Source organism: Paenibacillus sp. FSL W7-1287, assembly GCF_038004245.1.
Taxonomy (GTDB): domain Bacteria; phylum Bacillota; class Bacilli; order Paenibacillales; family Paenibacillaceae; genus Pristimantibacillus; species Pristimantibacillus camelliae.
In genome coordinates this window covers 3,117,765-3,144,379 of the sequence record NZ_JBBORD010000001.1, presented here as the reverse complement: position 1 = coordinate 3,144,379, position 26,615 = coordinate 3,117,765, and the positions used below count along the sequence as shown (strand labels likewise).

Annotated in this window: 20 protein-coding genes, 1 tRNA gene and 1 other annotated feature; of the genes, 20 read left to right on the top strand and 1 reads right to left on the bottom strand. The window is 44.4% G+C overall.

The window, feature by feature from the left end:
• Positions 1 to 106: 106 nt before the first annotated feature.
• Positions 107 to 183 (bottom strand) — tRNA-Arg (locus NSQ99_RS14290).
• A gap of 215 nt (positions 184 to 398) precedes the next feature.
• Here NSQ99_RS14290 and NSQ99_RS14285 point away from each other — a divergent pair.
• The 20 genes from NSQ99_RS14285 to NSQ99_RS14190 all read left to right on the top strand — a co-directional run bounded on the left by NSQ99_RS14285 (position 399) and on the right by NSQ99_RS14190 (position 26,609).
• Positions 399 to 1,262, top strand: coding sequence for a hypothetical protein (locus NSQ99_RS14285; RefSeq protein WP_251665949.1), 864 nt, complete (start codon positions 399 to 401; stop codon positions 1,260 to 1,262).
• Between the two features lie 100 nt (positions 1,263 to 1,362).
• A complete protein-coding gene (gene tig / locus NSQ99_RS14280) occupies positions 1,363 to 2,652 on the top strand; it encodes a trigger factor (protein ID WP_251665947.1) in 1,290 nt (429 codons plus the stop codon).
• Between the two features lie 252 nt (positions 2,653 to 2,904).
• Positions 2,905 to 3,492, top strand: a complete 588-nt coding sequence (clpP, locus tag NSQ99_RS14275) for an ATP-dependent Clp endopeptidase proteolytic subunit ClpP (protein WP_251665945.1) — start codon at positions 2,905 to 2,907, stop codon at positions 3,490 to 3,492.
• A gap of 24 nt (positions 3,493 to 3,516) precedes the next feature.
• On the top strand, positions 3,517 to 4,785 hold the full coding sequence (gene clpX, locus NSQ99_RS14270) for an ATP-dependent protease ATP-binding subunit ClpX (protein ID WP_251665943.1): 1,269 nt from the start codon (positions 3,517 to 3,519) through the stop codon (positions 4,783 to 4,785).
• An 88-nt stretch (positions 4,786 to 4,873) separates the two neighbouring features.
• Positions 4,874 to 5,983, top strand: coding sequence for a flavodoxin-dependent (E)-4-hydroxy-3-methylbut-2-enyl-diphosphate synthase (ispG, locus tag NSQ99_RS14265; RefSeq protein ID WP_251665942.1), 1,110 nt, complete (start codon positions 4,874 to 4,876; stop codon positions 5,981 to 5,983).
• 295 nt (positions 5,984 to 6,278) lie between these two features.
• Positions 6,279 to 7,985, top strand: a complete 1,707-nt coding sequence (gene lonB, locus NSQ99_RS14260; protein WP_251665941.1) for an ATP-dependent protease LonB — start codon at positions 6,279 to 6,281, stop codon at positions 7,983 to 7,985.
• A gap of 38 nt (positions 7,986 to 8,023) precedes the next feature.
• Positions 8,024 to 10,375, top strand: coding sequence for an endopeptidase La (gene lon, locus NSQ99_RS14255; protein ID WP_340837341.1), 2,352 nt, complete (start codon positions 8,024 to 8,026; stop codon positions 10,373 to 10,375).
• Positions 10,365 to 11,030 carry a ribosome biogenesis GTP-binding protein YihA/YsxC gene (gene yihA, locus NSQ99_RS14250; protein ID WP_340837337.1) on the top strand — a complete coding sequence of 222 codons (666 nt, stop codon included), beginning with the start codon at positions 10,365 to 10,367 and terminating at the stop codon, positions 11,028 to 11,030. Before lon ends, yihA begins: the two co-directional genes overlap by 11 nt.
• 251 nt (positions 11,031 to 11,281) lie before the next feature.
• Positions 11,282 to 11,875 carry a non-ribosomal peptide synthetase module gene (locus tag NSQ99_RS14245; RefSeq protein WP_251665937.1) on the top strand — a complete coding sequence of 198 codons (594 nt, stop codon included), beginning with the start codon at positions 11,282 to 11,284 and terminating at the stop codon, positions 11,873 to 11,875.
• Between the two features lie 376 nt (positions 11,876 to 12,251).
• Positions 12,252 to 12,650 (top strand): adenosylmethionine decarboxylase, encoded by a 399-nt coding sequence (gene speD / locus NSQ99_RS14240; protein WP_251665936.1) that lies wholly within the window; start codon positions 12,252 to 12,254, stop codon positions 12,648 to 12,650.
• 205 nt (positions 12,651 to 12,855) lie between these two features.
• Positions 12,856 to 14,235: a glutamyl-tRNA reductase gene (hemA, locus tag NSQ99_RS14235; RefSeq protein ID WP_340837335.1), complete on the top strand. Its 1,380-nt coding sequence runs from the start codon at positions 12,856 to 12,858 to the stop codon at positions 14,233 to 14,235.
• Positions 14,236 to 14,303: 68 nt separating this feature from the next.
• Complete coding sequence (gene ccsA / locus NSQ99_RS14230) at positions 14,304 to 15,122, top strand: cytochrome c biogenesis protein CcsA (protein WP_251665934.1); 819 nt, start codon at positions 14,304 to 14,306, stop codon at positions 15,120 to 15,122.
• A gap of 25 nt (positions 15,123 to 15,147) precedes the next feature.
• The gene (locus tag NSQ99_RS14225; protein ID WP_340837333.1) at positions 15,148 to 15,807 is read left to right on the top strand and encodes a precorrin-2 dehydrogenase/sirohydrochlorin ferrochelatase family protein; all 660 of its coding nucleotides are present in this window, start codon (positions 15,148 to 15,150) and stop codon (positions 15,805 to 15,807) included.
• Positions 15,797 to 16,744, top strand: coding sequence for a hydroxymethylbilane synthase (gene hemC, locus NSQ99_RS14220; RefSeq protein WP_251665932.1), 948 nt, complete (start codon positions 15,797 to 15,799; stop codon positions 16,742 to 16,744). The genes NSQ99_RS14225 and hemC overlap by 11 nt, the downstream gene beginning before the upstream one ends.
• A 2-nt stretch (positions 16,745 to 16,746) precedes the next feature.
• Positions 16,747 to 18,309, top strand: a complete 1,563-nt coding sequence (cobA, locus tag NSQ99_RS14215; RefSeq protein WP_340837332.1) for a uroporphyrinogen-III C-methyltransferase — start codon at positions 16,747 to 16,749, stop codon at positions 18,307 to 18,309.
• On the top strand, positions 18,310 to 19,308 hold the full coding sequence (gene hemB, locus NSQ99_RS14210; RefSeq protein WP_251665930.1) for a porphobilinogen synthase: 999 nt from the start codon (positions 18,310 to 18,312) through the stop codon (positions 19,306 to 19,308).
• Positions 19,301 to 20,602 (top strand): glutamate-1-semialdehyde 2,1-aminomutase, encoded by a 1,302-nt coding sequence (hemL, locus tag NSQ99_RS14205; protein WP_340837330.1) that lies wholly within the window; start codon positions 19,301 to 19,303, stop codon positions 20,600 to 20,602. Before hemB ends, hemL begins: the two co-directional genes overlap by 8 nt.
• Before the next feature lie 18 nt (positions 20,603 to 20,620).
• Positions 20,621 to 21,586, top strand: coding sequence for an RluA family pseudouridine synthase (locus NSQ99_RS14200; protein WP_251665926.1), 966 nt, complete (start codon positions 20,621 to 20,623; stop codon positions 21,584 to 21,586).
• 86 nt (positions 21,587 to 21,672) lie between these two features.
• Positions 21,673 to 23,592, top strand: a complete 1,920-nt coding sequence (locus tag NSQ99_RS14195) for a LysM peptidoglycan-binding domain-containing protein (protein WP_340837328.1) — start codon at positions 21,673 to 21,675, stop codon at positions 23,590 to 23,592.
• Positions 23,593 to 23,670: 78 nt separating this feature from the next.
• Positions 23,671 to 23,914 (top strand) — a binding site (T-box leader).
• Between the two features lie 52 nt (positions 23,915 to 23,966).
• Positions 23,967 to 26,609, top strand: coding sequence for a valine--tRNA ligase (locus NSQ99_RS14190; RefSeq protein WP_340838796.1), 2,643 nt, complete (start codon positions 23,967 to 23,969; stop codon positions 26,607 to 26,609).
• Positions 26,610 to 26,615: the final 6 nt, after the last annotated feature.

Sequence of the window (26,615 nt, the reverse complement as noted above, 5' to 3'; positions counted from 1 at the left end):
TTAAACAGCAAGCCAAGATCAAGACAACAAAAAAGCCCGAAAACCTTATGTATCAAGGCTTTCGGGCTTTTCCTATATGTATTAAACTTCACGTATATTCTTCTCATGGCGTCCCAGGAGGGATTCGAACCCCCGACAACTCGCTTAGAAGGCGAGTGCTCTATCCAACTGAGCTACTGAGACGCATGAGTAATAATATAGCAGATAAATTTCGAATTGACAATACCTCTGATCAAAAAAAATAAAAAAAAGTGCATTTTTTATTTTCAATACATCGTGCTATAATTTGACGGTGAATAGAATATGCCTTAATTTATAAGTGGTTAGGCGGTGTTATTATCTCGGATCAACCTAGTAAGAAGTTTAATCAACAGGATAATGTTTATTTATTTCCTACCATGCTTGATCAATACCAAATTCAACTGACACAGTATTTAGAAAAAGAGCAATATGAGGATGCGAAGGAGCTGCTTCGTTTTCTATTGCAATGCCAAGGTGATGAGCGTCAGCATGCTATAGAGTGGGGGAACCTGCTGAACTGGCTGGAGCAGGCATTTCCGAGCACTGATATTGTCGATGAATTGGATCAGGCGGAGGATTTGGAGCAGCAATTCAGAAAAGCAGCTTTAGGTGACTATGGCTCGATCAGTTCATTTCAAGCAAGTGAGAAGCTAATGAGTCAGCTGGAGAGCGGTGTACCGATGGAACAGCAAATCGTTGCTCTTGAGCGTGCTGAATTTATCGAGGCTGAAGGTTTAGATGAGCGATTAATCCAGTGGCTTGAATCAAGTGCACTACATCCTGCTCTGCAGTTTAAGGCGCTGCAAACGTTAAAGAAAAGAGGCGCTTCAGGGACGGTTACGTTTACTCGCTTAGGTGAAGTCGTTGAACTTGAAATAGAAAAAACACCACTTTCTATGAATGAATTTCCTGAATCTGTCAATGCTATTTTAGATAAGGCAGTAATGGCGCTAGAGGCGATTGATGTTACGATGCCAATTCTTGTTACAGAATTGTGGATGGAGTGCTTACAGTGCTTATACGGAACGCGTAGCTACGGCTGGATGCTGCATGAGGATGAGTACATTGAAGACTGCTTCGCCGCTGGACTACATACGACGATTCAGCTCATTGTGTACGGACAAGCAGTGGAGGATGACATTCGTGAGATATACGGCATAACAGATGAGTATCGCTTCCGCTACGAGCAGGCTAGTCGGATCATAAGAGACATTACACTTTATCTTCAAGAGCTAAGCTAATTCATGCCTTGAAATATAGCTATAACTTGTATATAATAGAGTGGTTTATTAGACGTGAAAACATGTAATGCGTGAGCATTTTTGGAGGGGAAAGCATAAAATGAAAGCAACTTGGGAAAAAATAGAGCTGAACACTGTATCATTAAATGTTGAGGTGGATGCAGATAAAGTTTCAGAGGCTCTTGATCAAGCATTCAAAAAAGTTGTAGCAAAAATTAACGTACCAGGATTCCGTAAAGGTAAAGTACCTCGCACTATCTTTGAAGCAAAATTCGGAGTAGAGAGCCTTTATCAAGATGCGATTGACATTCTACTGCCAGAAGCTTACACAGCAGCAGTGAATGAAACAGGTATTCAGCCTGTTGATCGCCCAGAGGTTGACGTTACACAATTTGCTAAAGGACAAGCATTTATCTTCACAGCAAAAGTAACGGTTAAGCCTGAAGTAACACTAGGTGACTACAAAGGCATTGAGGTTGCAAAAGTATCTGCAGAAGTAACAGAGGAAGAAATTGCTGCTGAGCTAGAGCGTTTGCAGCAACGTCACGCTGAGCTTTCTGTAGTTGAAGAAGGTGCAGCTCAAGATGGTGATATCGCTGTAATCGACTTTGAAGGCTTCGTAGATGGTGAAGCTTTTGAAGGTGGTAAAGGTGAGCGTTATTCACTAGAGCTTGGCTCTAACTCTTTCATTCCAGGCTTTGAAGAGCAAGTGGTTGGCATGCAGCTAGGTGACTTCAAAGATGTCGAAGTAACATTCCCAGAAAGCTACCACGCTGAAAACCTTGCTGGTAAACCAGCTGTATTCAAAGTGAAGCTTCATGAGCTAAAACGCAAATCCTTGCCAGCTCTTGACGATGAGTTCGCTAAAGATGTAAGTGAATTCGATACGCTTGAAGAGTATAAAAAGGATCTTGCTAGCAAGCTTCAAGAAAACAAAGAGCAAGAAGCTAAGCAAGCTCAAGAAGCTGAAGTAATTTCTAAAGTTGCAGAAGCTGCAACGGTTGAAGTTCCAGCTGCTATGGTAGAAACTGAACAAGACTATATGCTTAAGGACTTTGAAAACCGTCTTCGCATGCAAGGCATGTCGCTAGACCTGTATTATCAATTCTCTGGTCAAAACGAGGAAGCGCTTCTTGACCAAATGAAAGGTGATGCAGAAAAACGCGTGCTTAACAACCTTGTACTTGAGGCTGTTGCAAAAGCAGAATCTCTTGTTGTTTCTGAAGAAGAAATTACAGAAGAGCTTGAGAATCTGTCTAAAGCATACAACCGCCCAGCTGAAGAAATTCGCAGCATCTTTACTCAAAACGGAAACATGGAAAACCTTACAGAAGATCTATTGCTTCGTAAAGCAATCAAATTCCTTGTTGAAAACAGCGTAGCAGTTTAAGCGAAGCTAACATATACAGACGAAATAAGGCACGTGTCCAAACGTGCCTTATTTTAAACTATAGGGTATATGATTTGCTCGCTTGATAACTATTTTGCTGGTATTCAGCATACATAACGTAATGAAGAACACATACATATAGCTTCACCCATTGGTTTTAACAATCACATAGTCGAAAAAATGACATCAACTCAGCAACGTGTTACAATAGAAGTGTTCACTCTAGTTTAAATTGGAAAGAAGGTTGATCGCATGAATTTAGTTCCAGTCGTTGTTGAACAGACGAATCGTGGAGAGAGATCTTACGATATTTATTCTCGCTTGCTTAAGGATCGTATTATTTTTCTCGGAAGTGCGATTGATGATGATGTGGCAAATGCTGTCATTGCGCAGCTTCTGTTTCTTGCAGCTGAGGATCCAGAAAAGGATATCCATCTTTATATTAACTCACCTGGTGGTTCTGTAACTGCAGGGATGGCAATATACGATACAATGCAGTATATTAAACCTGATGTAAGCACTATTTGTATGGGGCTTGCAGCTAGTATGGGCTCTTTGCTATTGACAGCGGGTGCTCCAGGCAAGCGTTTTGCGCTGCCTAATGCAGAAGTTATGATTCATCAGCCGCTTGGCGGAGTAAGAGGTCAAGCATCTGATATTAAAATCCATGCAGATTGGATTTTGAAAACAAAACAAAAGCTTAACAATATCTATGTAGAACGTACAGGTCAACCGTATGATAAAATCGATCGCGATACAGATCGTGATAATTTTATGACGGCACAAGACGCTGTTGAATATGGCTTGATTGATAAAGTCATTACTGCGCCTGTAGGTTAACTAGAGAGCTGAAGGGGTGAATAAATGTTTAAGTTCAATGATGAGAAGACACAGTTAAAGTGTTCCTTCTGCGGTAAATCACAAGAGCAGGTGCGCAAGCTTGTAGCTGGCCCTAGCGTTTATATATGTGACGAATGTATTGATCTTTGCTCTGAAATTGTAGAGGAAGAGCTAGGTCAAGAGGAAGAAGTGGATTTGAAAAATATCCCTAAGCCAATGGATATTCGTTCAACACTGGATTCCTACGTAATTGGACAGGATTTCGCGAAAAAATCTTTAGCCGTTGCCGTTTATAACCACTATAAACGTATCAACACTGGCAGCAAGATTGAGGACGTCGAGCTGCAAAAGAGTAATATCTTACTATTAGGCCCAACGGGTTCAGGTAAAACATTGCTTGCACAGACGATGGCAAGAATCCTTAATGTTCCTTTTGCGATCGCTGACGCTACGTCCTTGACTGAAGCAGGATACGTTGGTGAGGATGTCGAGAACATTCTACTTAAACTGATCCAAGCTGCTGACTACGATGTAGAAAAAGCTGAGCGTGGTATTATTTATATCGATGAAATTGATAAAGTAGCTCGCAAGTCTGAGAATCCTTCGATTACACGTGATGTGTCTGGTGAAGGCGTACAACAGGCGCTGCTTAAAATTCTTGAAGGAACAGTTGCTTCTGTACCTCCACAAGGTGGACGCAAGCATCCTCATCAAGAGTTTATTCAAATCGACACAACAAATATTTTGTTTATTTGCGGTGGTGCGTTTGACGGACTAGAGCAAATTATCAAACGCAGAATTGGTAAGAAAATTATCGGGTTCAACTCCTCAGGCGAAACACAAAAGGATTTGAAGCCAGGTGAATATTTAGGAATGGTTCTTCCTGAAGACCTACTGAAATTCGGTCTAATTCCTGAATTCGTAGGCCGACTGCCAGTCATCTCTACGCTTGAGCCGCTAGACGAAGCTGCGCTTGTTCGTATTTTGTCTGAGCCGAAAAATGCGCTAGTTAAGCAATATCAAAAGCTGCTTGAACTAGACAATGTGAAGCTCGAGTTTAAGCAAGAGGCACTTGAGGCGATTGCACAGGAAGCCATTAAACGCAAAACAGGTGCACGTGGCCTGCGAGCAATTATTGAAGGCATTATGCTAGATCTGATGTACGAAGTTCCTTCTCGCGATGATGTAACGACATGCGTCATTACAGAGGAGACGGTAACTAACAAGATCGTCTCAGAGCTTAGCAATGCTGGCGAAGGCAATAAAGACGGTAAAAAAGAAGAAAGTGCTTAATGCACCTTGAATACAGCCAAAGGACCACCTCGTGCTTAATGAATACTTGAGCAAGGGGTGGGCTTTGGTATTTATGGGAGAGATCACTATGTACTTACGTCAGAACACCGTACCTGTCAAGGTTGGCAATCTAACGATTGGCGGCAGCAATGAGGTTCTCATTCAAAGTATGTGTACGACTAAAACAGCCGATGTTGATGCAACAGTTGCTGAAATTCTTCGTCTTGAAGAGGCTGGCTGCCAGCTTGTCCGTGTCACAGTGAACAATATTGAGGCTGCAGAAGCAATTAAAGAAATTAAAAAGCGGATCCATATTCCATTAGTTGCTGATATCCACTTTGATTACCGTTTAGCGCTTCGTGCGATTGAAAATGGAATCGACAAAGTACGCATTAATCCAGGAAATATCGGCCGCCGTGAGAAGGTTGAAGCGGTCGTTAAAGCGTGTAAAGAAAAAGGAATACCGATTCGTATTGGTGTCAACGCAGGTTCTTTGGAAAACCATTTACTCGAGAAATATGGTTATCCAACACCTGAAGCTATGGTGGAAAGCGCGCTTTATCATATTGGAATTCTTGAGGAATTAGATTTCCACGATATTATCGTTTCCCTAAAGGCGTCAGATGTACCGATGGCGATTAAGGCGTATTCTATGGCTGCTGAAGTCATCAAGTACCCACTGCACCTTGGCATTACAGAAGCAGGTACGCTTCATGCCGGCACAATTAAAAGCTCCGCGGGTATCGGTGCATTGCTATCGTTAGGCATCGGTAACACTGTGCGTATCAGCTTATCGGCAGATCCAGTCGAGGAAGTAAAGGTTGCTCGTGAGCTGCTAAAAACGTTTGGACTTATTACAAACGCTGCAACGCTAGTTTCTTGTCCAACCTGCGGACGTTTAGATATTGATTTGTTCGCTGTAGCGAATGAAGTAGAGGAGTATATCTCCAATATTAAAGTGCCATTAAAGGTGTCTGTACTAGGCTGCGCCGTAAACGGGCCTGGTGAAGCTCGCGAGGCAGATATCGGTATCGCAGGCGCTCGAGGTGAAGGCATGCTGTTCCGCTATGGGGAAATGATTCGCAAAGTACCAGAAGCAGAGCTATTGTCAGAGCTAAAGAAGGAAATTGATGAAATCGTACGTATTTATGAGGAGACAGGGGAAATACCTGGTCGCAAAGAGCATATTAAGCACTAATAAAATTCAAAAATAAGTAAAGCTAACAGCAACAGCAGAAAAGCGCTAATATCAAAATGACGCTTATCTGCTGTTTTTGTTGTGCTCTCTACTCATACGACAAGTGTCATGCTCTGTGCTACTGATTTCTACAATGGAAAATCCTGAAAAACAAAGTATTAAAGTCCATTTGAGCTTGTAATTCTGCAAAGCACTGTTTTAGCAATTTCCAGTCTAAAAGATTAATATGCCCGTGGAAGGGCAATAATATGTCTATTCAAATGAAATAAAGACTGGAAATGGAGTGAGGTACAACATGGATATGAGCATACTACTCATGGTTATCCAAGTGTTTTTTGCTGTAGTAATCGGTTTATACTTCTTCAATTTGCTGCGTAATCAGAAGCTTAACAAGGCGGCTGTTGACCGAGAGTCAAAGAAAGAAATGGAGAAGCTTCGTAAGCTTCGGTCTATCTCATTGACGAAGCCATTAGCAGAAAAAACAAGACCGCAATCTATGGACGATATCATCGGGCAAAAGGATGGATTAAAGGCGCTGAAGGCAGCATTATGCAGCGCGAATCCGCAGCATGTTATCATTTACGGACCGCCAGGTGTTGGTAAAACAGCTGCAGCACGTGTCGTATTAGAGGAAGCAAAGCGTAATGCTGCTTCTCCATTTTTACCTAGTGCAAAATTTACGGAAATCGATGCAACGACTGCTCGTTTTGATGAGCGCGGAATAGCGGACCCGCTTATTGGTTCGGTTCATGATCCGATCTATCAGGGCGCAGGTGCGATGGGGGTAGCTGGAATACCTCAGCCTAAGCCTGGTGCCGTAACCAAGGCGCATGGTGGTATATTGTTTATCGATGAAATTGGTGAATTACATCATGTACAGATGAATAAACTATTGAAGGTGCTTGAGGATCGAAAGGTATTTCTTGAAAGTGCGTATTATAATTCGGAGGATTCTAATATTCCTACGTATATTCACGATATTTTCCAGAATGGATTGCCAGCTGACTTTAGACTCGTTGGGGCAACGACTCGTTCTCCACAAGACATTCCGCCTGCGATACGCTCGCGCTGCATGGAAATTTATTTCCGTCCGCTGCTGGCTGATGAAGTAGGAGATATTGCGAATAACGCTGTGTTAAAAATTGGTTTCGCACCTTGCCCTGAGGCCGTTGAAGTTGTTAAGCAATATGCAACCAATGGCCGCGAAGCGGTAAATATTATACAGCTAGCAGCTGGGCTTGCTTTATCGGAAAAGCGTGATAAAATTCATGCTACTGACATTGAGTGGGTGGTTAACTCTAGTCAGATTCCACCTCGTCCAGAACGAAAAGTACCGTCTAAGCCGCAGATCGGGTATGTTAACGGTCTTGCAGTATATGGTCCAAGTATGGGAGCATTGCTGGAAATCGAAGTTAGCGCTATTCCAGTTGCGAAGGGTACAGGCAAATTTAACATTACTGGGGTGGTCGATGAGGAGGAGCTCGGCGGAGGCTCGCGGACGCTGCGTCGTAAGAGCATGGCTAAGGGCTCTATCGAGAATGTACTTACCGTATTGCGCTTAAAAGGACTTAACCCTCAGGATTACGATCTACATATTAATTTCCCTGGCGGCTCTCCAGTGGATGGACCTTCTGCGGGAATAGCGATGGCAACAGCGATTACTTCTGCGATCTTACAGGTGCCGATCGATAATAGATTAGCGATGACAGGAGAAATCGGGATACATGGCAATGTAAAACCAGTAGGCGGAGTGCTTGCAAAAGTAGAGGCAGCCTTTCAAGCAGGCGCAGTTCGTGTTATTATTCCTAAAGAAAACTGGCAAGAAATATTTTCCGATTTGAATGGATTGCAAGTTATTGCAGTTTCACGAATTGAGGAAGTGCTCGAGCAGGTGTTTCCAGAGCTTGCTAATTGGAAGGAAGAAGAGCAAGCTGAACAGTGGCGATTAAATTTGTTTAGCAAACCAACCTATCCATATTTGCAGGCTGATTCATTAGAATGATAAGATAATATGAAAGAACAAGGAATGGAGGTGCTGGAATGGGTTCTAGCAAAACGAAGACTCGTCGTATTCCGCTGCTCCCGCTAAGGGGCTTGCTTGTCTATCCCAGCATGGTGCTCCACTTAGATGTGGGTAGAGAAAAGTCAATTCGTGCTTTGGAGCGCGCGATGGTCGAAGATCAAAATATTTTGTTAGTTTCTCAAGCGGAGGTTAATATCGAGACCCCGCTTGAGGAAGATATATTCCGTGTTGGTACAATTTCTAAAGTGAAGCAAATGCTTAAGCTGCCTAATGGAACGATAAGAGTGCTGGCAGAAGGTCTATTAAGAGCGGAAATTGTTGACTATGTGAATAATGATGAATACTACGAGGTTCTTGTTAAGGAGCTGCCAGAGCCAACAGAGCAATCGTCTGCGATTGATGCATTGATGCGCTCGGTGCTCAGTCAGTTTGAGAATTATGTGTCCTTATCCAAGAAAATCACTGCTGAAACCTATGCCGCTGTATCTGATATTGATGATGCTGGACGGTTAGCTGATGTAATTACAAGTCACCTATCGCTTAAAATTAAAGATAAGCAGCTAATTCTTGAAACGGTAGATGTGGAGAAACGTCTTGAAGCTCTTCTTGAGCTGTTGAATAACGAACGAGAAGTACTTGAGATGGAGCGCCAAATTAATTCACGTGTCAAGAAGCAGATGGAAAAGACGCAAAAGGAATATTATTTGCGTGAGCAGATGAAAGCGATACAAAAGGAGCTTGGTGAGAAGGAAGGCCGGCTCGGTGAGGTAGAGGAGCTTCGCAATCAACTGGAGGAGGCTCAGCTGCCAGAATCCGTAGCTGAAAAAGTGAATAAAGAGATTGATCGTCTGGAGAAAATGCCACAATCTTCGGCTGAAGGTGGAATTATTCGTAATTATATTGATTGGCTGCTTGCACTTCCGTGGAGTAAGCTGACTGAGGATGATCTTGATATTGCTAGAGCAGAGCAAATTCTTGATGAGGATCATTATGGTCTTGAAAAGCCAAAGGAGCGTGTGCTTGAGTATTTGGCAGTTCAGAAGCTAGTTAAAAAGCTTAAAGGTCCGATTCTCTGCCTCGTAGGTCCTCCAGGCGTAGGGAAAACCTCGCTTGCCAAATCAATAGCAAAATCACTAGATCGTAAATTCGTTCGCATCTCATTAGGCGGTGTACGAGATGAGGCTGAAATTCGTGGGCATCGCAGAACGTATGTGGGCGCAATGCCTGGTCGAATTATGCAAGGAATGAAAACAGCAGGAACAAAAAATCCAGTGTTTTTATTAGATGAAATAGACAAGATGGCATCTGACTTCCGTGGTGATCCATCAGCGGCACTATTGGAGGTGCTCGACCCCGAACAGAACAGTACGTTCAGCGATCACTTCGTAGAGGTGCCGTTTGATCTATCCTCCGTTATGTTTGTAACGACAGCTAACTCTCTACATACGATTCCACGTCCCTTGCTGGATCGGATGGAGGTGCTTCAGGTTGCTGGCTATACCGAGCTTGAAAAGATGGAAATTGCAAAGCGTTATCTATTCCCTAAGCAACGCAAGGATCATGGCTTAGAGGAGGAGCAGCTATCTTTAGAGGATGATGCAATTAGCTTAATTATTAGACAATATACACGTGAAGCAGGGGTACGTAATCTAGAGCAGCAGGTCGCATCGCTATGTCGAAAGGCAGCAAAGGCTTTTGTTTCTGATGCTGAGCTTACTCATATTGGAATCGATGAAGCTAAGGTCAAGGAATGGCTAGGCAAGCCGATCTTCCGTTATGGTACGGTAGATGTACATCATCAGGTTGGTGCTGTGACCGGTCTAGCATGGACTGAGGTCGGAGGAGATACGCTCGTGATCGAGGTTTCTACTATGCCAGGCAGCGGTAAGCTGAACCTTACAGGTAAGCTTGGTGATGTAATGAAGGAATCTGCACAGGCAGCCTATAGCTATATTCGCTCACATGCGGAGGAGTTGAATATTGATCCTTCATTCCATGAGAAGCTGGATATCCATATTCATATACCGGAAGGAGCCATTCCGAAGGATGGACCGTCCGCAGGTATTACGATGGCCACGGCGCTCATATCAGCCCTTAGCGGCCGACTCGTCTCGAAGGATGTTGCAATGACCGGTGAGATCACATTGCGTGGTCGCGTGCTGCCGATTGGCGGCTTGAAGGAAAAGTCACTGGCAGCTCATCGTGCAGGAATCAAAAAAGTGCTGCTGCCCATTGATAATCAGCGTGATCTTGATGATATTCCGGACAGCATTAAGCAAGAGATGGATTTTGTTCCTGTAGCTCATCTAGATGAAGTGCTGAAGCATGCATTACTTGAGCAGAAGGAGCAAATAAACAATGAAAATTAAACAAACAGAATTCGTTATAAGTGCAGTACGACCTAATCAATACCCAGATGACGGCTTGCCAGAGATTGCTCTGGCAGGTCGTTCGAATGTTGGTAAGTCATCACTGATCAATCGGATGATCCAACGTAAGAACCTTGCAAGAACGAGCTCTCAGCCAGGAAAGACTCAGCAGCTGAACTATTACCGTGTAAACGAAGAGATCTATTTAGTAGATTTTCCGGGATACGGCTATGCTCGTGTTTCTAAGAAGCAACGAGAAGAGTTCGGTGTAATGATCGAGACATACTTGCGTGATCGTGAGCAGCTGGTTCTCCAGCTTCTAGTCATTGATATTCGTCATGAGCCATCCAAGGATGATGTGTTGATGTATGAATGGCTGAAATATTACGAAATTCCAACCTGCATCGTAGCTACGAAAGCAGATAAAATCCCACGCTCAAAATGGGATAAGCATTTAAAAGTAATTAAGGAGTCGTTAGGTGCTGAAAAAGATATTCCAGTCGTATTATTCTCCTCGGAAACAGGTTTAGGTCGTGATGAGCTTTGGGCCAAAATACTGCAAGCGATTAATGATGCTGGCATGAGTCGTGAAACTGAGCCGTTAGACCAAGAGGAGCAACCTATATTAGCTGATGCTTCCCTTGAGCAGGAGTAATAGAACAATTTCAATAACGGATAACAAATTGATGAGCAATAGTGAGATCGATTCGAAAGATAGCTAGGAATTGTTGTAATTGTCTTATATTTTTTTAGATAAAACCGTTTTTTCGCAAAATACGCTCAAAAATCAAAGATCTCTGGCAGGAATATCAATTGAAAATCTCGTATAATATAACATATAGGCGTGTATTCGGCCTTTCCTTGCAAAGTAAGGAGCTTGGAAAGCGAAGAATTGAGGAGATTTTTATGGCTAAGCGGATAGCCACAGAGTATGTCAGTGCAAAATTTCAGTTAAGCAGTTCAGAGCTTCAAGCATTTATGCAATTTATGGAGGAGCAGCAGCTTCGCCTTCAGGTGCTCATTCTTGAGAATGGGAGCCAGTCACTCGTTCTAGAGGACGTAGCCGGACATGAGAAGATTAAGATGACCTTTGAGCGTCACATTGATCAATATGTGTGTGAGATGTCATGCACCATTGTCCAACTAAAGCTGACGAACGCAATGCGCAAGGCGGTTTCCGTATTCCGCGGCAATGCAATCGTTAATCGAATTTATAGCCAATATACGATGCAATATCATTATAAGCAGGGTACCGTTCACCTTATCGTTGAAGTAACCGATAAAGGCAAGCGCGTTGTGTTCGAGAAGAAGAATACAGCCCTGAAACTACAGCGTGTATTCGAAAGCCGTCAAGTCGAAAGAGAGATTAAGCTCGTGCAGCTTGAGATTGACAGCCTTTTAGATGAGCGCAATGCTAACGTGAGCGCAGCTGAAATTGCGCAAATTGATGAAAAGCTAAAAGAGCTTACCTTCAAGCTGTTTAAGCTTGAAGCTAATTAACTTGGAGCAGGCATATGCCTGCTCTTTTTTTATCAATATGAACCATTAGTAAGATTAAGAAAATAAAGGTAAATTGAAAAAATAAATATTGAGTAATCGGTAGCAAAGTAGTGGAAATGCGAGTAAATTAAAGAGAAGTTGTGCTCGTAAAAAGCTAATGCAAAAAAGCAGTAAAAAAACTGTTGCATTTATCGTCATAAGATGTTATTTTTATTCTCGTTGAATACACATTGGGTTGTTCAAAATTAGGAACCAGGATTCACTCAGGACATAGTAATGTTACGAGAGATTAATCCCTCGAGAAGTGAATGACGTAGGTCCTAGCGGATGAAATTTGTTAAAAAACATTTTATTCCTAGGAAGGGGGAACCGAAGGATGGAATATTCTACTTTCGGAAGACACGTTGCTGTTGATGCATGGGGTGTTGATTTTGATTTACTAAATAGTGCAGAGGCGCTGCAATCTCATATGGTAGAGGCGGCAGAGGCTTGTGGAGCTACAGTATTATCTGTTCAATCTAAGCAGTTCGAACCTCAAGGCGCTACAGTACTAGTACTGTTGTCAGAGAGTCATCTCTCAATTCATACGTATCCTGAGAAAGGTTTCGCAGCACTTGATTGTTACACGTGTGGTGAAACTGTAGATCCTCAGCTTGCGATCGATTACATGCTTGCTGTACTGAAGCCAACAACTGCGCATGCGAAAAAGCTAGTTCGTGGAATGGGCGAGCTTCAAGTGGTTGAGCCAGAATTAAAGCAAACATCTTTAGTTTAACAATTAATTGAACAAGAAGAGTATATAATGAGGTAACCATAGGCAAACTGTCTATGGTTATCTTTTTAAATATTACGTAATCATGTCAATTGCGCGAAGTCGTACATATTATATTTCAAATAATAGTCAAAACTATAGTAATTAGATTTATGTTATAATAAGAATCATTATTAATTAGGGAGCAACGTTTAGAAAGGAGATCACCATGCATATTGTCGTTGTTGGCTTGAACTATCGTACTGCACCCGTAGAGGTTCGTGAGCGTTTTGCGCTTGCCGAGGAACAGCTTAGTGACGCACTAACTAAATTAAAATCAACAATGAGCATTATGGAGTGTGTGATGGTAGCTACTTGCAATCGTACGGAAATTTATGCAGTAGTGGAGCGCCCACAAATTTGTGGTCATGATGTACGCTGGTTTATGGAGCAATGGTTTGGGTTGCCGAGAGAGCAGTTCACAAACTATTTATATATGTACGAGGACCAACAAGCTATTTCACATCTTTTTAAAGTTGCTTGTGGTCTTGATTCGATGATTATTGGAGAAACTCAAATTCTAGGTCAGGTTCGTGATGCGTTTCTAGAAGCGCAGCGTTTGAAAACAACGGGCAAGATCTTTAATATGCTATTTAAGCAGGCGATCACGTTAGCCAAGCGAGCACATTCCGAGACAAAAATTGGTGAGCTTGCTGTTTCTGTTAGCTATGCAGCAGTAGAGCTAGGCAAGCATATATTCGGCAGCTTTAGTGAGAAAAATGTGTTCGTGTTTGGTGCTGGCGAAACAGGCGAGCTGACTGCAAAGCATTTACACAGCAATGGTGCTTCGAGAATTCAAGTTGTAAATCGTACCCTTGAAAAGGCTCAAGAGGTGGCTGCACAGTTTAATGGGGTGGCCTACACCTATGAGCAGGCAAGACCGGAGCTGGAGCAGGCAGATATTATGATCAGTTCAACGGCAGCTAAGCAGTATATACTAACGAAGTCTGATGTGGAAGCGATTATGGTGAAGCGCCGTAATAAGCCATTGTTTATGATAGATATCGCTGTGCCTCGTGATTTTGATCCGAGCATCGCATCGATTGATAATGTATTCTTATATGATATTGATGATTTGAAGGATATCGTTGAGAGCAATCTTGCACAACGCAAGATGGAAGCTGCCAAAATTGACGTGATGATCGTTGAAGAAATGAAGCAATTTGCAAGCTGGTATCAAACGTTAGGTGTTGTGCCGCTTATTCGTGCACTACACAGCAAAGCTGCACAAGTTCACGAGACAACAATGGATAGTCTCACAAAAAAATTACCGAATTTGTCCGAGCAGGAGCTAAAGGTCATCCGTAAGCTTACGAAAAGCATGGTCAATCAGATGATTCAGGAGCCAGTTGAACGGGTAAAAGAAATGGCTGGGGAGAAAAAGGCAGATGACGCGATTGAGGTCATTACGCAGCTGTTTAATCTCGAGCAGGAGCTATCCGAGCATAAGAATGGACAAGATTTAACGGATACGCCGGTTGTTGCTGCTTCTGACCGTAAAGGCATCGTTCGCTCTGCTAAAAAGCTTGCTGCCTTAGTGCGTTCATAGCCTTTCTAATGTTAGTGCCCTCAGGTTTCGAACATGCATATTGAAGTAGAACGCAGGGTGGTGCAAAGATGAATTGGGAATTGTGGATATACGACACGGTCGTCTATATATATGCCCTGAGTCTGCTGTTTTACTTTTCAGATTTTGTTTACGAAAATCGGAAAGCGAAGCAGCTAGGCACAGGGCTTCTTGTTTTTGTATGGATGCTCTCAGGAGGCTTTTTATGCATAAGGCTCATAACGGAATGGAAGGAGCCAGTTTTCGCATTTACGAATGTTGACCTTATGCAGCTGTTTTCTTGGATATTGATTACGCTCTCCTTTATTGTAAGGCGCTTCTACCGAATTGAGCTTATTGTGTTTTTTGTCAATATTATTGGATTTTCATTGTTCGCGCTTAACCTATATAGCAGAAAGCAAGAAGGTAATACGCTAGAGATGTGGCGAACAACACGAGAGCTGCTATATGTGCATATTAGCCTCGTTATTAGTGCATACGCGATTCTAACCGTTGGTGCATTGCTTGCTGTGATGTATCTCATCGTGCATTATGCGCTCAAAAAGAAAAAGTGGATGAAATGGCTGCGCAGGTTTCCCAGCCTCGAAGTTATTGCAGGTACGATGGAGCGTATGGTCATCATCGGATTTCCACTGCTTGTTATGTCGCTTGCCATTGCGCTAGTGCCGATTATGATTGAAGGAAAAGCGATTATGCTCCTAGATATACAGATCATTATGAGTGTATGCGCGATTGGAATTTATGGCTATTTCATTTATCAGCGTGCCGTACATAAAAAGCCAGGCCATGACATTGCACGACTGTATTTAGTTGCTTACGCCATTCAGATCGTGAATATGCTTTCTGGTGAATATTCTTCCTTCCATTAGTGAAGGTTGTTAGTGAGGCGGTTACATGACAGCTTATTATCCTATAATGCTCAACCTTCAAGCTCAGCGTATTATTGTCATTGGTGGTGGAAGCATTGCAGCGAAAAAAATTGTTGGGCTGCTAGAGAGCGGAGCAGAGCTTGTACGTGTTGTTTCTCCTCAGCTAAGTGCTCCCTTGCAGCTGCTAGCTGATCGGAAGGAGATCCAGTGGCTAGATCAGCGTTATGAGCCGCATTTACTGGAAGCGGCAACACTAGTATTTGCCGCTACCGATGATGCACAGCTGAATGAACAAATTAGCAATGATGCGAAGAAATACGATATACTGGTTTGTAATGTGAGTGAAGGACAGCAAGGAAGCTTTATAACGCCTGCCATTGCGAGATCTGGAGAGCTTACTGCAGCGATCTCATCTGCTGGCAGCAGCCCAAGCTTGGTGAAAATGATGAAGCAGGAGCTGGAGCAACATTATTTGCCGCGTTATGCGAATGCCCAGCAGCTTATGAAGCAGCTGCGTGCTCAAGTGCTCCGCAGCAATTTGAGCGCTGAGCAGCGAAAAAAACTGCTATCCGATGCTGCGAAGGAAGCTATGCATGTGATGGATATACCATTTGAAGCTTGGTATGCATCGTTGGTTGATAGAAATGTACTGGACGAAGGTGAGGATACGGAAGATGGAAGCTAGAGTAATTAAAGTTGGAACACGTCAGAGCCAGCTTGCTTTAACGCAAACAGGGCAAGTGATTAAACAGCTGGAAGAGCTATGTCAAAAGCATGATCTGCCTTACAGTTTTGAGATACATAAAATTGTAACAAAGGGCGATAAAATTCTTGACGTTACACTTTCTAAGGTTGGCGGTAAAGGGCTTTTTGTAAAGGAGATCGAGCAAGCGCTGCTGAATAGCGATATCGACTTAGCGATTCACAGCATGAAGGATATGCCATACGAGCTGCCAGAGGGATTAATGATTGGTGCAGTGCCAAAGCGTCTTACGCCACAAGATTGTCTTGTGCTGAAGCAGGGCTACTCCTTCGAGGACCTTCCACAAGGAGCAAAGGTCGGAACAAGCAGCTTGCGCCGCAGCAGTCAGCTAAAATATGCACGTCCGGATCTAGATATTCAGTGGATTAGAGGAAATATTGATTCTCGTATACGCAAGCTTGAGACGGAGGGCTTTGATGCGATTGTATTAGCTACGGCAGGCTTAATGCGTATGGGCTGGGAGCATAAAATTTCTACGTTATTGCCAGCTGATGTATGTGTGCCAGCTGTCGGTCAAGGTGCGCTAGGAGTACAATGCAGAACCGCAGACGAGAGTGTCAAGGAGCTGTTAGCACTGCTTAATGATCATGATTCTGAGATTACAGTGGCGGCAGAACGAAGCTTTCTCGGTACACTTCAAGGTGGCTGTCAGGTGCCAATCGGTGCACACGCAACGATCGTTGAACGCAATGGAGATGAAGAAGTATTAGAGTTAACAGGAATTGTAGGCTCTCCTGATGGTGTAACCCTATTAAAGTCAGTTCAGCGTGGAGCAGATGCGGTTCAACTAGGAGAACAGGTAGCGCGTCAATTGCTGGATGACGGAGCGCGCGACATACTAGCAAAGATTGAGGGATAACGATGAACAAGGGTAAAGTTTATTTGGTAGGCGCCGGTCCAGGCGATCCTAGACTCATTACGATACGTGGGATGCAGTGTATTAAAGAATGCACTGCGATCGTATATGACCGGCTAGCAAGTCCCAGACTATTGCGCTACGCTAGACCAGATGTAAAGCGTGTATATGTTGGGAAGCTTCCTGACCGACATACGATGAAGCAGGAGGACATTAATCAGCTGCTCGTAGATTTGGCACTCGAAGGACATACGGTAACACGATTAAAGGGTGGAGATCCGACAATTTTTGGTCGTGTTGGCGAGGAAGCAGGTTTGCTGAGAAAGCATAATATTGATTTTGAGATTATCCCCGGAATAACGTCGGCTATATCCGTGCCTGCGTATGCAGGAATTCCCGTTACACATCGTGAGCATGCATCGTCGTTATCGATTATTACAGGACATGAAAGCCCTGAGAAATTAGATCGGTCCATATATTGGGATAAGGTAACGAATGCTACGGGTACGCTTTTATTTTTAATGGGTGTAGCCAAAATAGATTACATATCAAAGCAGCTTATGAAGCATGGGAGAAGCGCAGATACCCCTGTAGCGCTCGTTCGTTGGGGGACGACGCCAGAGCAGCAAACGTTAGTTGGCACGCTCGGTACCATTGCTGAGCTAGTTAGGACGCGTAAGTTTGAATCACCAGCCATTATCATTGTAGGGGATGTAGTGAAGCAACGAGAAGCGTTACAGTGGTACGAGAAGATGCCGTTGTTCGGAATGCGAATTCTTGTAACACGAGCACGAGCGCAAGCAAGTGATTTCGCTGAAATGATTGAAGCGCTTGGTGGAGAGCCCTGTGAGTTTCCTGTTATTGAAGTACGTAAGCCTCAGGAATCTCAGCATTTACAGCATATTGAAGCCTGCTTAAAGCAAGCAGAAGGCTATGACTGGCTTGCTTTTACTAGTGTGAATGGCGTAGAGTACTTTTTCCAATACCTTATTGAGCATCGATTGGATATTCGAAAGTTTTATAAAGCTCGCGTTGCCGCTGTCGGTCCGAAGACAGCTGAAGCGCTTGAGCAGCGTGGAATAAAGGTAGACCTTCAAGCATCACGTTATGATGCAGAGGGATTATTAGAAGCATTTGAGCATGTTTTACAGCCTGGTGAGCGCGTGCTCTTGCCACGCGGAGATTTAGCGCGTGCAGTGCTGCCGGAGCAGCTGCGTCAACAAGGCATTCATGCTGATGAGATTAGTGTATATGAAACGGTAATCGCTCCGCTGCAGGAGCCGATCATTATAGATTGGTTAAAGGAAAAGCATATTCATATGCTGACCTTTACTAGCTCTTCTACAGTAAAAAATTTAATAAAGGTGTTGGAGCAAGCAGGGATCGAAGATCCTGTTGCCTTGATCTCACAATATCCAATTGCAAGCATTGGCCCAATTACAACGGCCACTATTGAGAGCTTCGGACTGAAGGTTACGATAGAAGCTGAGGAAGCGACGATTGAATCTTTAACGGCTGCTCTCATTGGCTATAATGCTGCACAGCGAATTGAACAGGAGGAAAAATAAATGGCATTTCCAATTACTCGAAACCGCAGATTAAGACGTTCTGCAGCATTAAGAAGCATGCTGCGAGAGCATACGCTGCAGGTTGAAGATTTTATCTATCCTATCTTTGTTACACATGGCGAAAATGTAAGAGAGCCTATTCCATCTATGCCAGGTGTTTATCATTTATCGATGGATCAATTAAAGCTGGAGATCGAAGAGGTTGTCGCGCTAGGTATTCAGTCCGTCCTTATTTTCGGGGTACCTAATTATAAGGATGAAGTAGGCAGCTCCGCGTATGATGACGAGGAAATCGTTCAGCAGGCTATTCGCGCGATCAAGCAATGGGCACCACAGCTTGTTGTCATTGCAGACACTTGCCTATGTCAATTTACAGATCACGGTCATTGTGGAGTAGTGCATGTGGACGAAGCGACAGGCGTTGCAGAGATTGTTAATGACGAGTCACTGCAGCTTCTTGTAAAAACTGCGGTTTCGCAGGCGAAGGCGGGTGCGGACATTATCGCTCCCTCTAATATGATGGATGGATTTGTAGCAGCGATCAGACAAGGGCTTGATGAAGCGGGCTTTGTAGATATTGCCATTATGTCATACTCTGTGAAGTACGCGTCGGCATATTACGGTCCGTTCCGTGACGCTGCGCACTCCGCGCCGCAGTTCGGCGACCGCAAAACGTATCAAATGGACCCAGCTAACGCTGTAGAGGCGCTGCGTGAGGCAGAAAGTGATGTGGAGGAAGGTGCCGACTTCTTAATGGTAAAGCCAGCACTAGCTTATCTTGACATCGTGCGTACGCTGGTTGATCAATTTGACCTTCCGGTTGTTGCCTACAACGTAAGTGCTGAATATTCGATGGTGAAGGCAGCAGCAGCGAATGGCTGGATAGATGAGCGGGCGATTGTACTGGAAACCTTGCTCGGCATGAAGCGTGCGGGAGCATCGCTTCTCATTACTTATCATGCTAAGGATGCCGCAAGATGGCTGAAGGGGGATGCTTAATATGGCGAAACGTATTGATACTTTGTCTAAGCAAGCGTTTGAGCGTGCGAAGAAGGTTATTCCTGGTGGAGTAAACAGTCCAGTCCGCGCTTATAAATCTGTGGGCTTAACTCCTGTTTATGTGGAGCGAGGAGAAGGCAGCAGAATCTATGACATCGATGGTAATAGCTATATTGATTACATATTGTCGTGGGGACCATTAATTGCAGGACATGCCCATCCTGAGGTTGTTAAAGCGCTGCAGGAGACGGCTGTAAAGGGTACGAGCTTCGGTGCACCGACTGAGCTGGAAACGTTAATGGCGGAGCTCGTTGTTGAGCGTGTACCGTCTGTTGATATTGTACGTATGGTGAACTCTGGGACAGAGGCTACGATGAGTGCGCTTCGCTTAGCTCGCGGCTATACAAAGCGTTCAAAAATATTGAAGTTTGAAGGCTCCTATCACGGTCATGCAGACAGCCTGCTCATTAAGGCTGGGTCAGGTGTAGCTACACTTGGCTTGCCAGACTCGCCAGGGGTTCCGGAATCCGTCGCGCAAAACACGATAACGGTACCATATAACGATATTGAAAGTGTGAAGCTTGCGTTCGAGCGCTTCGGCGAAGAGCTTGCCTGTGTTATTGTTGAGCCTATAGCGGGCAATATGGGCGTAGTGCCACCGCTTCCAGGCTTCCTAGAGGGTCTAAGAGAGCTTACTACACAGTATGGAAGCTTGCTTATTTTTGATGAGGTTATGACGGGCTTCCGTGTTGATTATTCGTGCGCGCAAGGTAAATTTGGCGTAACGCCTGATCTAACTTGCTTCGGTAAAGTTATCGGTGGCGGACTACCAGTTGGCGCTTATGGTGGTCGAGCTGAAATTATGGAGCAAATTGCCCCAAGCGGACCAATCTATCAAGCAGGTACATTGTCAGGCAATCCACTAGCGATGGCTGCAGGCTATACCACATTAAAGCTAATGACCAAAGAAGCCTACGAACAGCTTGACGTCAAAGCTGCTCGTCTGCAACAGGGCTTCGAGGACAATGCTCGTAAGTATGACATACCGATTACTGTAAATCGTGTTGGATCGATGGTATGTCCATTCTTTACCGCTGAGAAGGTTATTAACTTCGAAACAGCAAAATCATCCAATATCGACTACTTTACAAATTATTTCAGACATATGCTTGATCAAGGTGTTAGTGTTCCGCCATCTCAATTTGAAGGATTATTTTTGTCCATCGTGCATAGTGATGAGGATATTGAACATACGATTGCTGCTCATGAATATGCGCTGTCACAGCTAAAATAATCGGTTGAGGTGAATGCAATGTTAGAGGGGTTACTCTCGCGAGAAGGAACAGAGCTTGTGTTGAATTATACGGAATTAAAAAAACGCTTAACAGCAGAGCAGGCACAATATCAGCCTAAGGTCGGCAGTCACCCGCATCTTGTGCGGCAATGGCTGCTCGCCTGTTCAGTTTTTCCCGCAAAATGGTTGAATCGGATTTTCTCTGTAGGTGGAATTCGATTTGTCGGAGAGGATCTGCATCTGCTCGCCTATACGTATGCTGATTTAGAACAGGATGCAGATTACCGTGCGGCTAAGACAGAGGCAAAGGTTGGCGCTCCAAAAATTGAAGTGCTGTACGAGGATGATCATTTGCTAGTCGCTAACAAGCCTGCAGGGATGCCTGTCCACGGTGCGAACAAAGGTCAGCGTAACAGCTTGGATGTTGCTGTCGCTGTTCATATGCTGCGCAGCAATGATCCTATTATCGTCCGTCACATTCATCGCTTGGATGATGATACATCAGGACCTGTGTTATATGCGAAGAATGAGCTGGCACAGCAGCGACTAGATGAGCAAATGAGAAATAAAGAGATAGATCGTAAGTATGTAGCGATTGTTCACGGTCAATTAAAATCAAAAAAAGGGACAATTAGCGAGCCGATAGGCAAGGATCGTCATCAGCCTAAGCGAAGAATTGTGAATCCGAAGGGTGAGCACGCTGTCACCCATTATGAGCTGTTGGAGAGCGGCGAGAAGTATTCCGTTGTTAAGCTATCGCTCGAAACAGGGCGTACTCACCAAATTCGCGTACATATGAGTCATATCCGTCACCCGCTCGTTGGCGATTATCTATACGGCGGTAATACGGAGCTGCTTAGTCATCAGGCATTGCACGGTTCGAGCCTAACCTTTGTCCACCCGGTTACAGCTGAGGAGCTTGTCATCGAATCAAAACTACCGGATTGGTATGCACAAATTAAGCAGGATATAACTAAAAGTTAGTCATGCGTAGCCTTCCTTCACCATATAGATAAATAGTGAAAGCTTTTGTAAAACAAGCATTCATTATTGTGAAGGGAGGCTTTTTCGTGTCTAATGGACTTCGATTTGATATTTATGAGCGTGTACATTTACCTGAAAATGTAGCAGCAATTGATGAGCTGGAGGAAATTGAGCTAGTACCTCGGATTCAAGTGATAGATCAAGGTGAAAATGCGGTTTTACAGGGCCAGCTTGTATTGAACGGTATTTATCGAGCTCAAGGAGCAGCGGACGAGCAAGTTGCGCTTGAGCATTGGATTCCAGTAGAAATTACACTGCCAATGAATCGTGTAACGAAGCTTGATGAAATAACGGTAGATATTGATACGTTTGACGTCGTGCTGCTGTCATCACGTGCACTTAATCTAACAGGGATATTATCGCTGCGCGGAATTACGCTAGAGCAGGAAGAAGAAAGCGATAGTTGGAATGTGGAAGCTTTTACTGCATCGCACTCTCGTGGCGAAGAGGAAGATGGCAGAGAAGAGAATGCACAAGAAGCTGAGCAGCAGTTCAATTACGCCCAGCAGTATGAGGCAGTTCATCAATACGAGGCAGCTCAGCAATATGGAGAGGCTGAGCAGAGTCAAGAAGAAAGAGAATATGAAGCACAGCAAACTGAGGGAGCCGAGCAATATACGGAAGCTCATCAGTACGAGACATTCCAGCAATACGAAGCGGTTCAGCAGCATGAAGCAGCTGACCAAAATGAGGATGCTAGACAGTATGCTGCAGAAAATTATTATGAAGCGGCCCAGCAATATGAGGCAGCTTCACCCTACGAGTCTGCGGAGCAACAGGTTGAAGCTTATTACGCAGCGGCAGAGCATTCAGGCGAAGGGATGCAGCAGTATGAAGGTGAACAGCAGGAAGAAGCTCGTTATACCTACCCATACGAGCAGCCATATCGTGTAGAGGAACAGACAGTGGAAGCACCGCAGGAGCAGTATACTTATCCGGAAGCCTCTTTATATCATAATCAGATAGAGGCGGCTCCCGAAGAACAGATAGATGCAGCGCAGCAGGATCAGTCACGTCCAGACCTTAATAGCTATAATTGGGAGCAGTCCACGGCAGATCAGCTGTCGAGCTATGTTCAGTTTATTGAGCAAAAATACGCACCTGCTCCAGAGCAGGCTGTAACCAATGAGGACCATTGGAGCTTTGCTCGAGTGGTGGAGCAGCAAGAAGCGAACGCTAATCAAGCATCAGAAGAGCAGGTGGTGGAGGAAGCAGAGGAGCAGTTCTCCTATCAAGCTGAACAGGCTTCTCAGTTTACGCATAATGAGCAATCTGCTAGTGAGGCACGTGAAGAGGAAACTGCACTGCAAGAGGAGATTACTGCCAATAACTCAGATCTAGCGCAGGACAGCGAAAAGCAAGACAGCTCAGAGCAATGGAGTGCATGGGAGCCAGTAGCTTCGGAGGAACGTGCACAGGCAGAAGAAGATCAGGCAGAAGAATCCGAGGAGCAAAGCGAAGCCGATCAAGAGCAGAATGATAATGAACAACAAGAAGATGAGCGGGCGGAGGATGCAGAGGAAGCTAACGAACAAGTAAGTGAACAAGTAACAGAGCCTCCTGCTACACGCGAGCTTCACATCGCATTAAACGGCAACAAAGAGGAGAATGAAACGCAAGGGATTCGCACCATATTGAATTCAAGCTTAAGGGAACAGGCCGCTCAGCAAGCTGCAAACCTTCAGAAGCAGGAAGAAGATCGACAACAGGCTGAGGCAGCCGCGCAGCAAGCAGCGGATGATGAGGTTCAGTGGAAGCAGCTATTTATTAGCAAACGACCTGAGCAGAATGAATTTAAGCGTATCCGCATGATTATTGTGCAAAAAGACGATACCCTAGAGCAAATTGCTACGCGGTATAACATTAGTGCACGAGATATATTAGTGCGTAACAACTTGCATGAATCAGCCATTACAGCAGGCCAGCTGCTATACATCCCGTCTTAAGTTTTTGATGAGTTGTTTGAATAACCTCTCGTTGAAATTGACTAGAACCTCTTCATACGTTATTATACATATATATGTCTAATAATGATGATGAGGAATAGTATACGTACATTACCTTCAGAGAGTAGAGCTGTTCGCTGTGAGGCTTTACAGGATAATAAGTATATGGGTCGCCTCTGAATTGCCAAGCTGAACATAGCGATCTGATCGCTACTAATAGGTATGGCCGGCTGCAGCCGTTATCTGTATTGAGAGCCATACGAGGGTCGTTGTCGTATGGAATGAAGGTGGTACCACGGAAGAATAGCCTTTCGTCCTTTTTATAAGGATGAAAGGCTTTTTTATTGCATATTTATCGTATGGAGGATGAAGAAATGTCAGAGAATCAGTCTAAATTAAGCATGCCGACAACGTATGACCCGAAGGCTGCTGAACAAAAATGGTATGAATATTGGATGAACAACAACTATTTTCAAGCGGGGCAACGAAAAGATGCGGAGCCGTTTACAATTGTTATTCCACCGCCTAACGTGACGGGAATGCTTCATATTGGCCATGCGCTAGACTTTACGCTTCAGGACATTATTATCCGTGCGAAGCGCATGCAGGGCTATGACGCTCTATGGCTGCCTGGTTCAGACCATGCAGGTATTGCAACGCAAACAAAGGTAGAACAAAAGCTGCGTGAGCAAGGGATTTCCCGTCATGATCTCGGACGTGAAAAGTTCCTTGAACAAGTATGGGCATGGAAGGATCAATATGCCAACACCATTCGCGAGCAATGGGCAAAAATGGGACTGTCTCTCGATTACTCACGCGAGCGCTTTACGCTGGATGAAGGGCTATCGAAGGCCGTACGCGAGGTTTTTGTACGTCTATACGAAAAAGGCTTAATTTATCGCGGTAAAAAAATTATTAACTGGGACCCTGCAGCTAGAACAGCATTGTCAGATATTGAGGTTGAATATAAGGAGCTCAATGGTCATCTGTACCATTTACGCTACCCATTGAAAAACGGCTCTGGCTACATTACCGTAGCAACAACACGTCCAGAAACAATGCTTGGAGATACAGCGGTTGCAGTGCATCCTGAGGATGAGCGTTACAAGCATTTAATCGGTGAGATGATTGTTCTTCCGGTCGTTAACCGCGAAATTCCAATTATCGCTGATGAATATGTAGAGAAGGAATTTGGATCTGGCGCAGTAAAAATTACTCCTGCACATGATCCGAACGACTTTGAGGTTGGTGAGCGTCATAAGCTGCCGCAAATCATCGTTATGGATGAGACAGGTACAATGAATGATGAGGCAGGACCATATAAAGGAATGGATCGCTTTGATTGCCGCAAGCAGCTCGTTGCTGATCTTCAGGAGCAAGGCGTATGCGTGTTGATTGAGGATCATGTGCATCAGGTTGGGCACAGTGAGCGCAGTGGTGCTGTTGTAGAGCCTTATCTATCCACACAATGGTTCGTTGCTATGAAGCCTCTTGCTGAAGCGGCTATCGCAGCACAGAAGTCTGGTAAAGGTGTACAATTTGTTCCAGAGCGCTTCGAGAAAACGTATTTGAATTGGATTGAAAATGTTCGTGACTGGTGTATTTCTCGTCAGCTATGGTGGGGGCATCGAATTCCTGCATGGTACAACGATGAAACAGGTGAAATGATCGTATCGCGCGAGGACCAACAGGATCCGAATCTGCGTCAAGACAATGACGTGCTTGATACATGGTTCAGCTCTGCGCTATGGCCGTTCTCTACACTTGGATGGCCAGAGCAAACCGAAGACTTGAAGCGATACTACCCTACAAATGTGCTCGTTACTGGCTACGATATCATTTATTTCTGGGTCGCTCGCATGATCTTCACAGCGTTTGAGTTCACAGATGAGATTCCGTTCAAGGATGTTCTCATGCATGGACTTGTTCGCGATAAAGATGGACAAAAAATGTCGAAATCTCTTGGCAATGGCGTCGATCCACTTGAAGTAATCGAGCAATATGGTGCGGATGCGATGCGCTTCATGATCTCTACGGGCAGCACTCCGGGTCAGGATCTACGTTTCCGCTACGAAAAGGTAGAGCAAGCTCGTAACTTTGCCAATAAAATCTGGAATGCTTCACGTTTTGCTCTTATGAACTTGGAAGGCTTTACGTATGAGGATATTCAACTGGATGGGAAGCTTGGCACTGCAGATCGCTGGATCTTGCATCGACTGAATGAAACGGTTCGCGATGTAACTCGCTTAATGGACAGCTATGACTTCGGTGAAACGGGTCGCTTGCTTTATAACTTTATTTGGGATGATCTATGCGACTGGTATATCGAATTTTCGAAGCTTAGCCTTTATGGTTCCGATGAAGCGGCTAAAAAAGCAACGCAATCCGTGCTGGCTTATGTGCTGGATCGCACGCAGCGTTTAATCCATCCATTCATGCCGTTTATTTCTGAGGAGATCTGGCAGCATCTACCGCATCAGGGTGAAACGATTACGCTTGCTCCTTGGCCGGTATATGATGAAAAGCTAGCTGCTCCACAGGCTGTTAAGGAAATGGAGCTGCTCATGGATATGATTCGAGCTGTTCGTAATATTCGAGCAGAGGTTAATGTGCCGATGAGTAAGAAGGTAGATCTTATCGTGAAGCCTTCAAGCGAAGCGGAGCTTGCAATTCTAACTTCGAATGAAGAGTTTATTGAGCGCTTCTGCGGTACTTCAACGCTAGAGATAGCAATTGGCAAAGCCGCACCTGATAAAGCGATGTCTGCAATTGTAACTGGGGCAGAGCTATATTTACCGTTAGCTGGTTTGCTTGATATTGATAAGGAAATTGCTCGACTTGAGAAGGAAATCGAGCATTTGAATAAAGAGGTTGAGCGCGTAGAGAAAAAGCTTGCGAATGAAGGCTTTGTAGCGAAAGCGCCAGCTAAAGTGATTGAGGAAGAACGCAGCAAAATGAAGGATTATGCGGAAAAGCGTAACAAGGTTGTTCAACGTATTGCTGAGCTTCGCGGTTAATTCGCA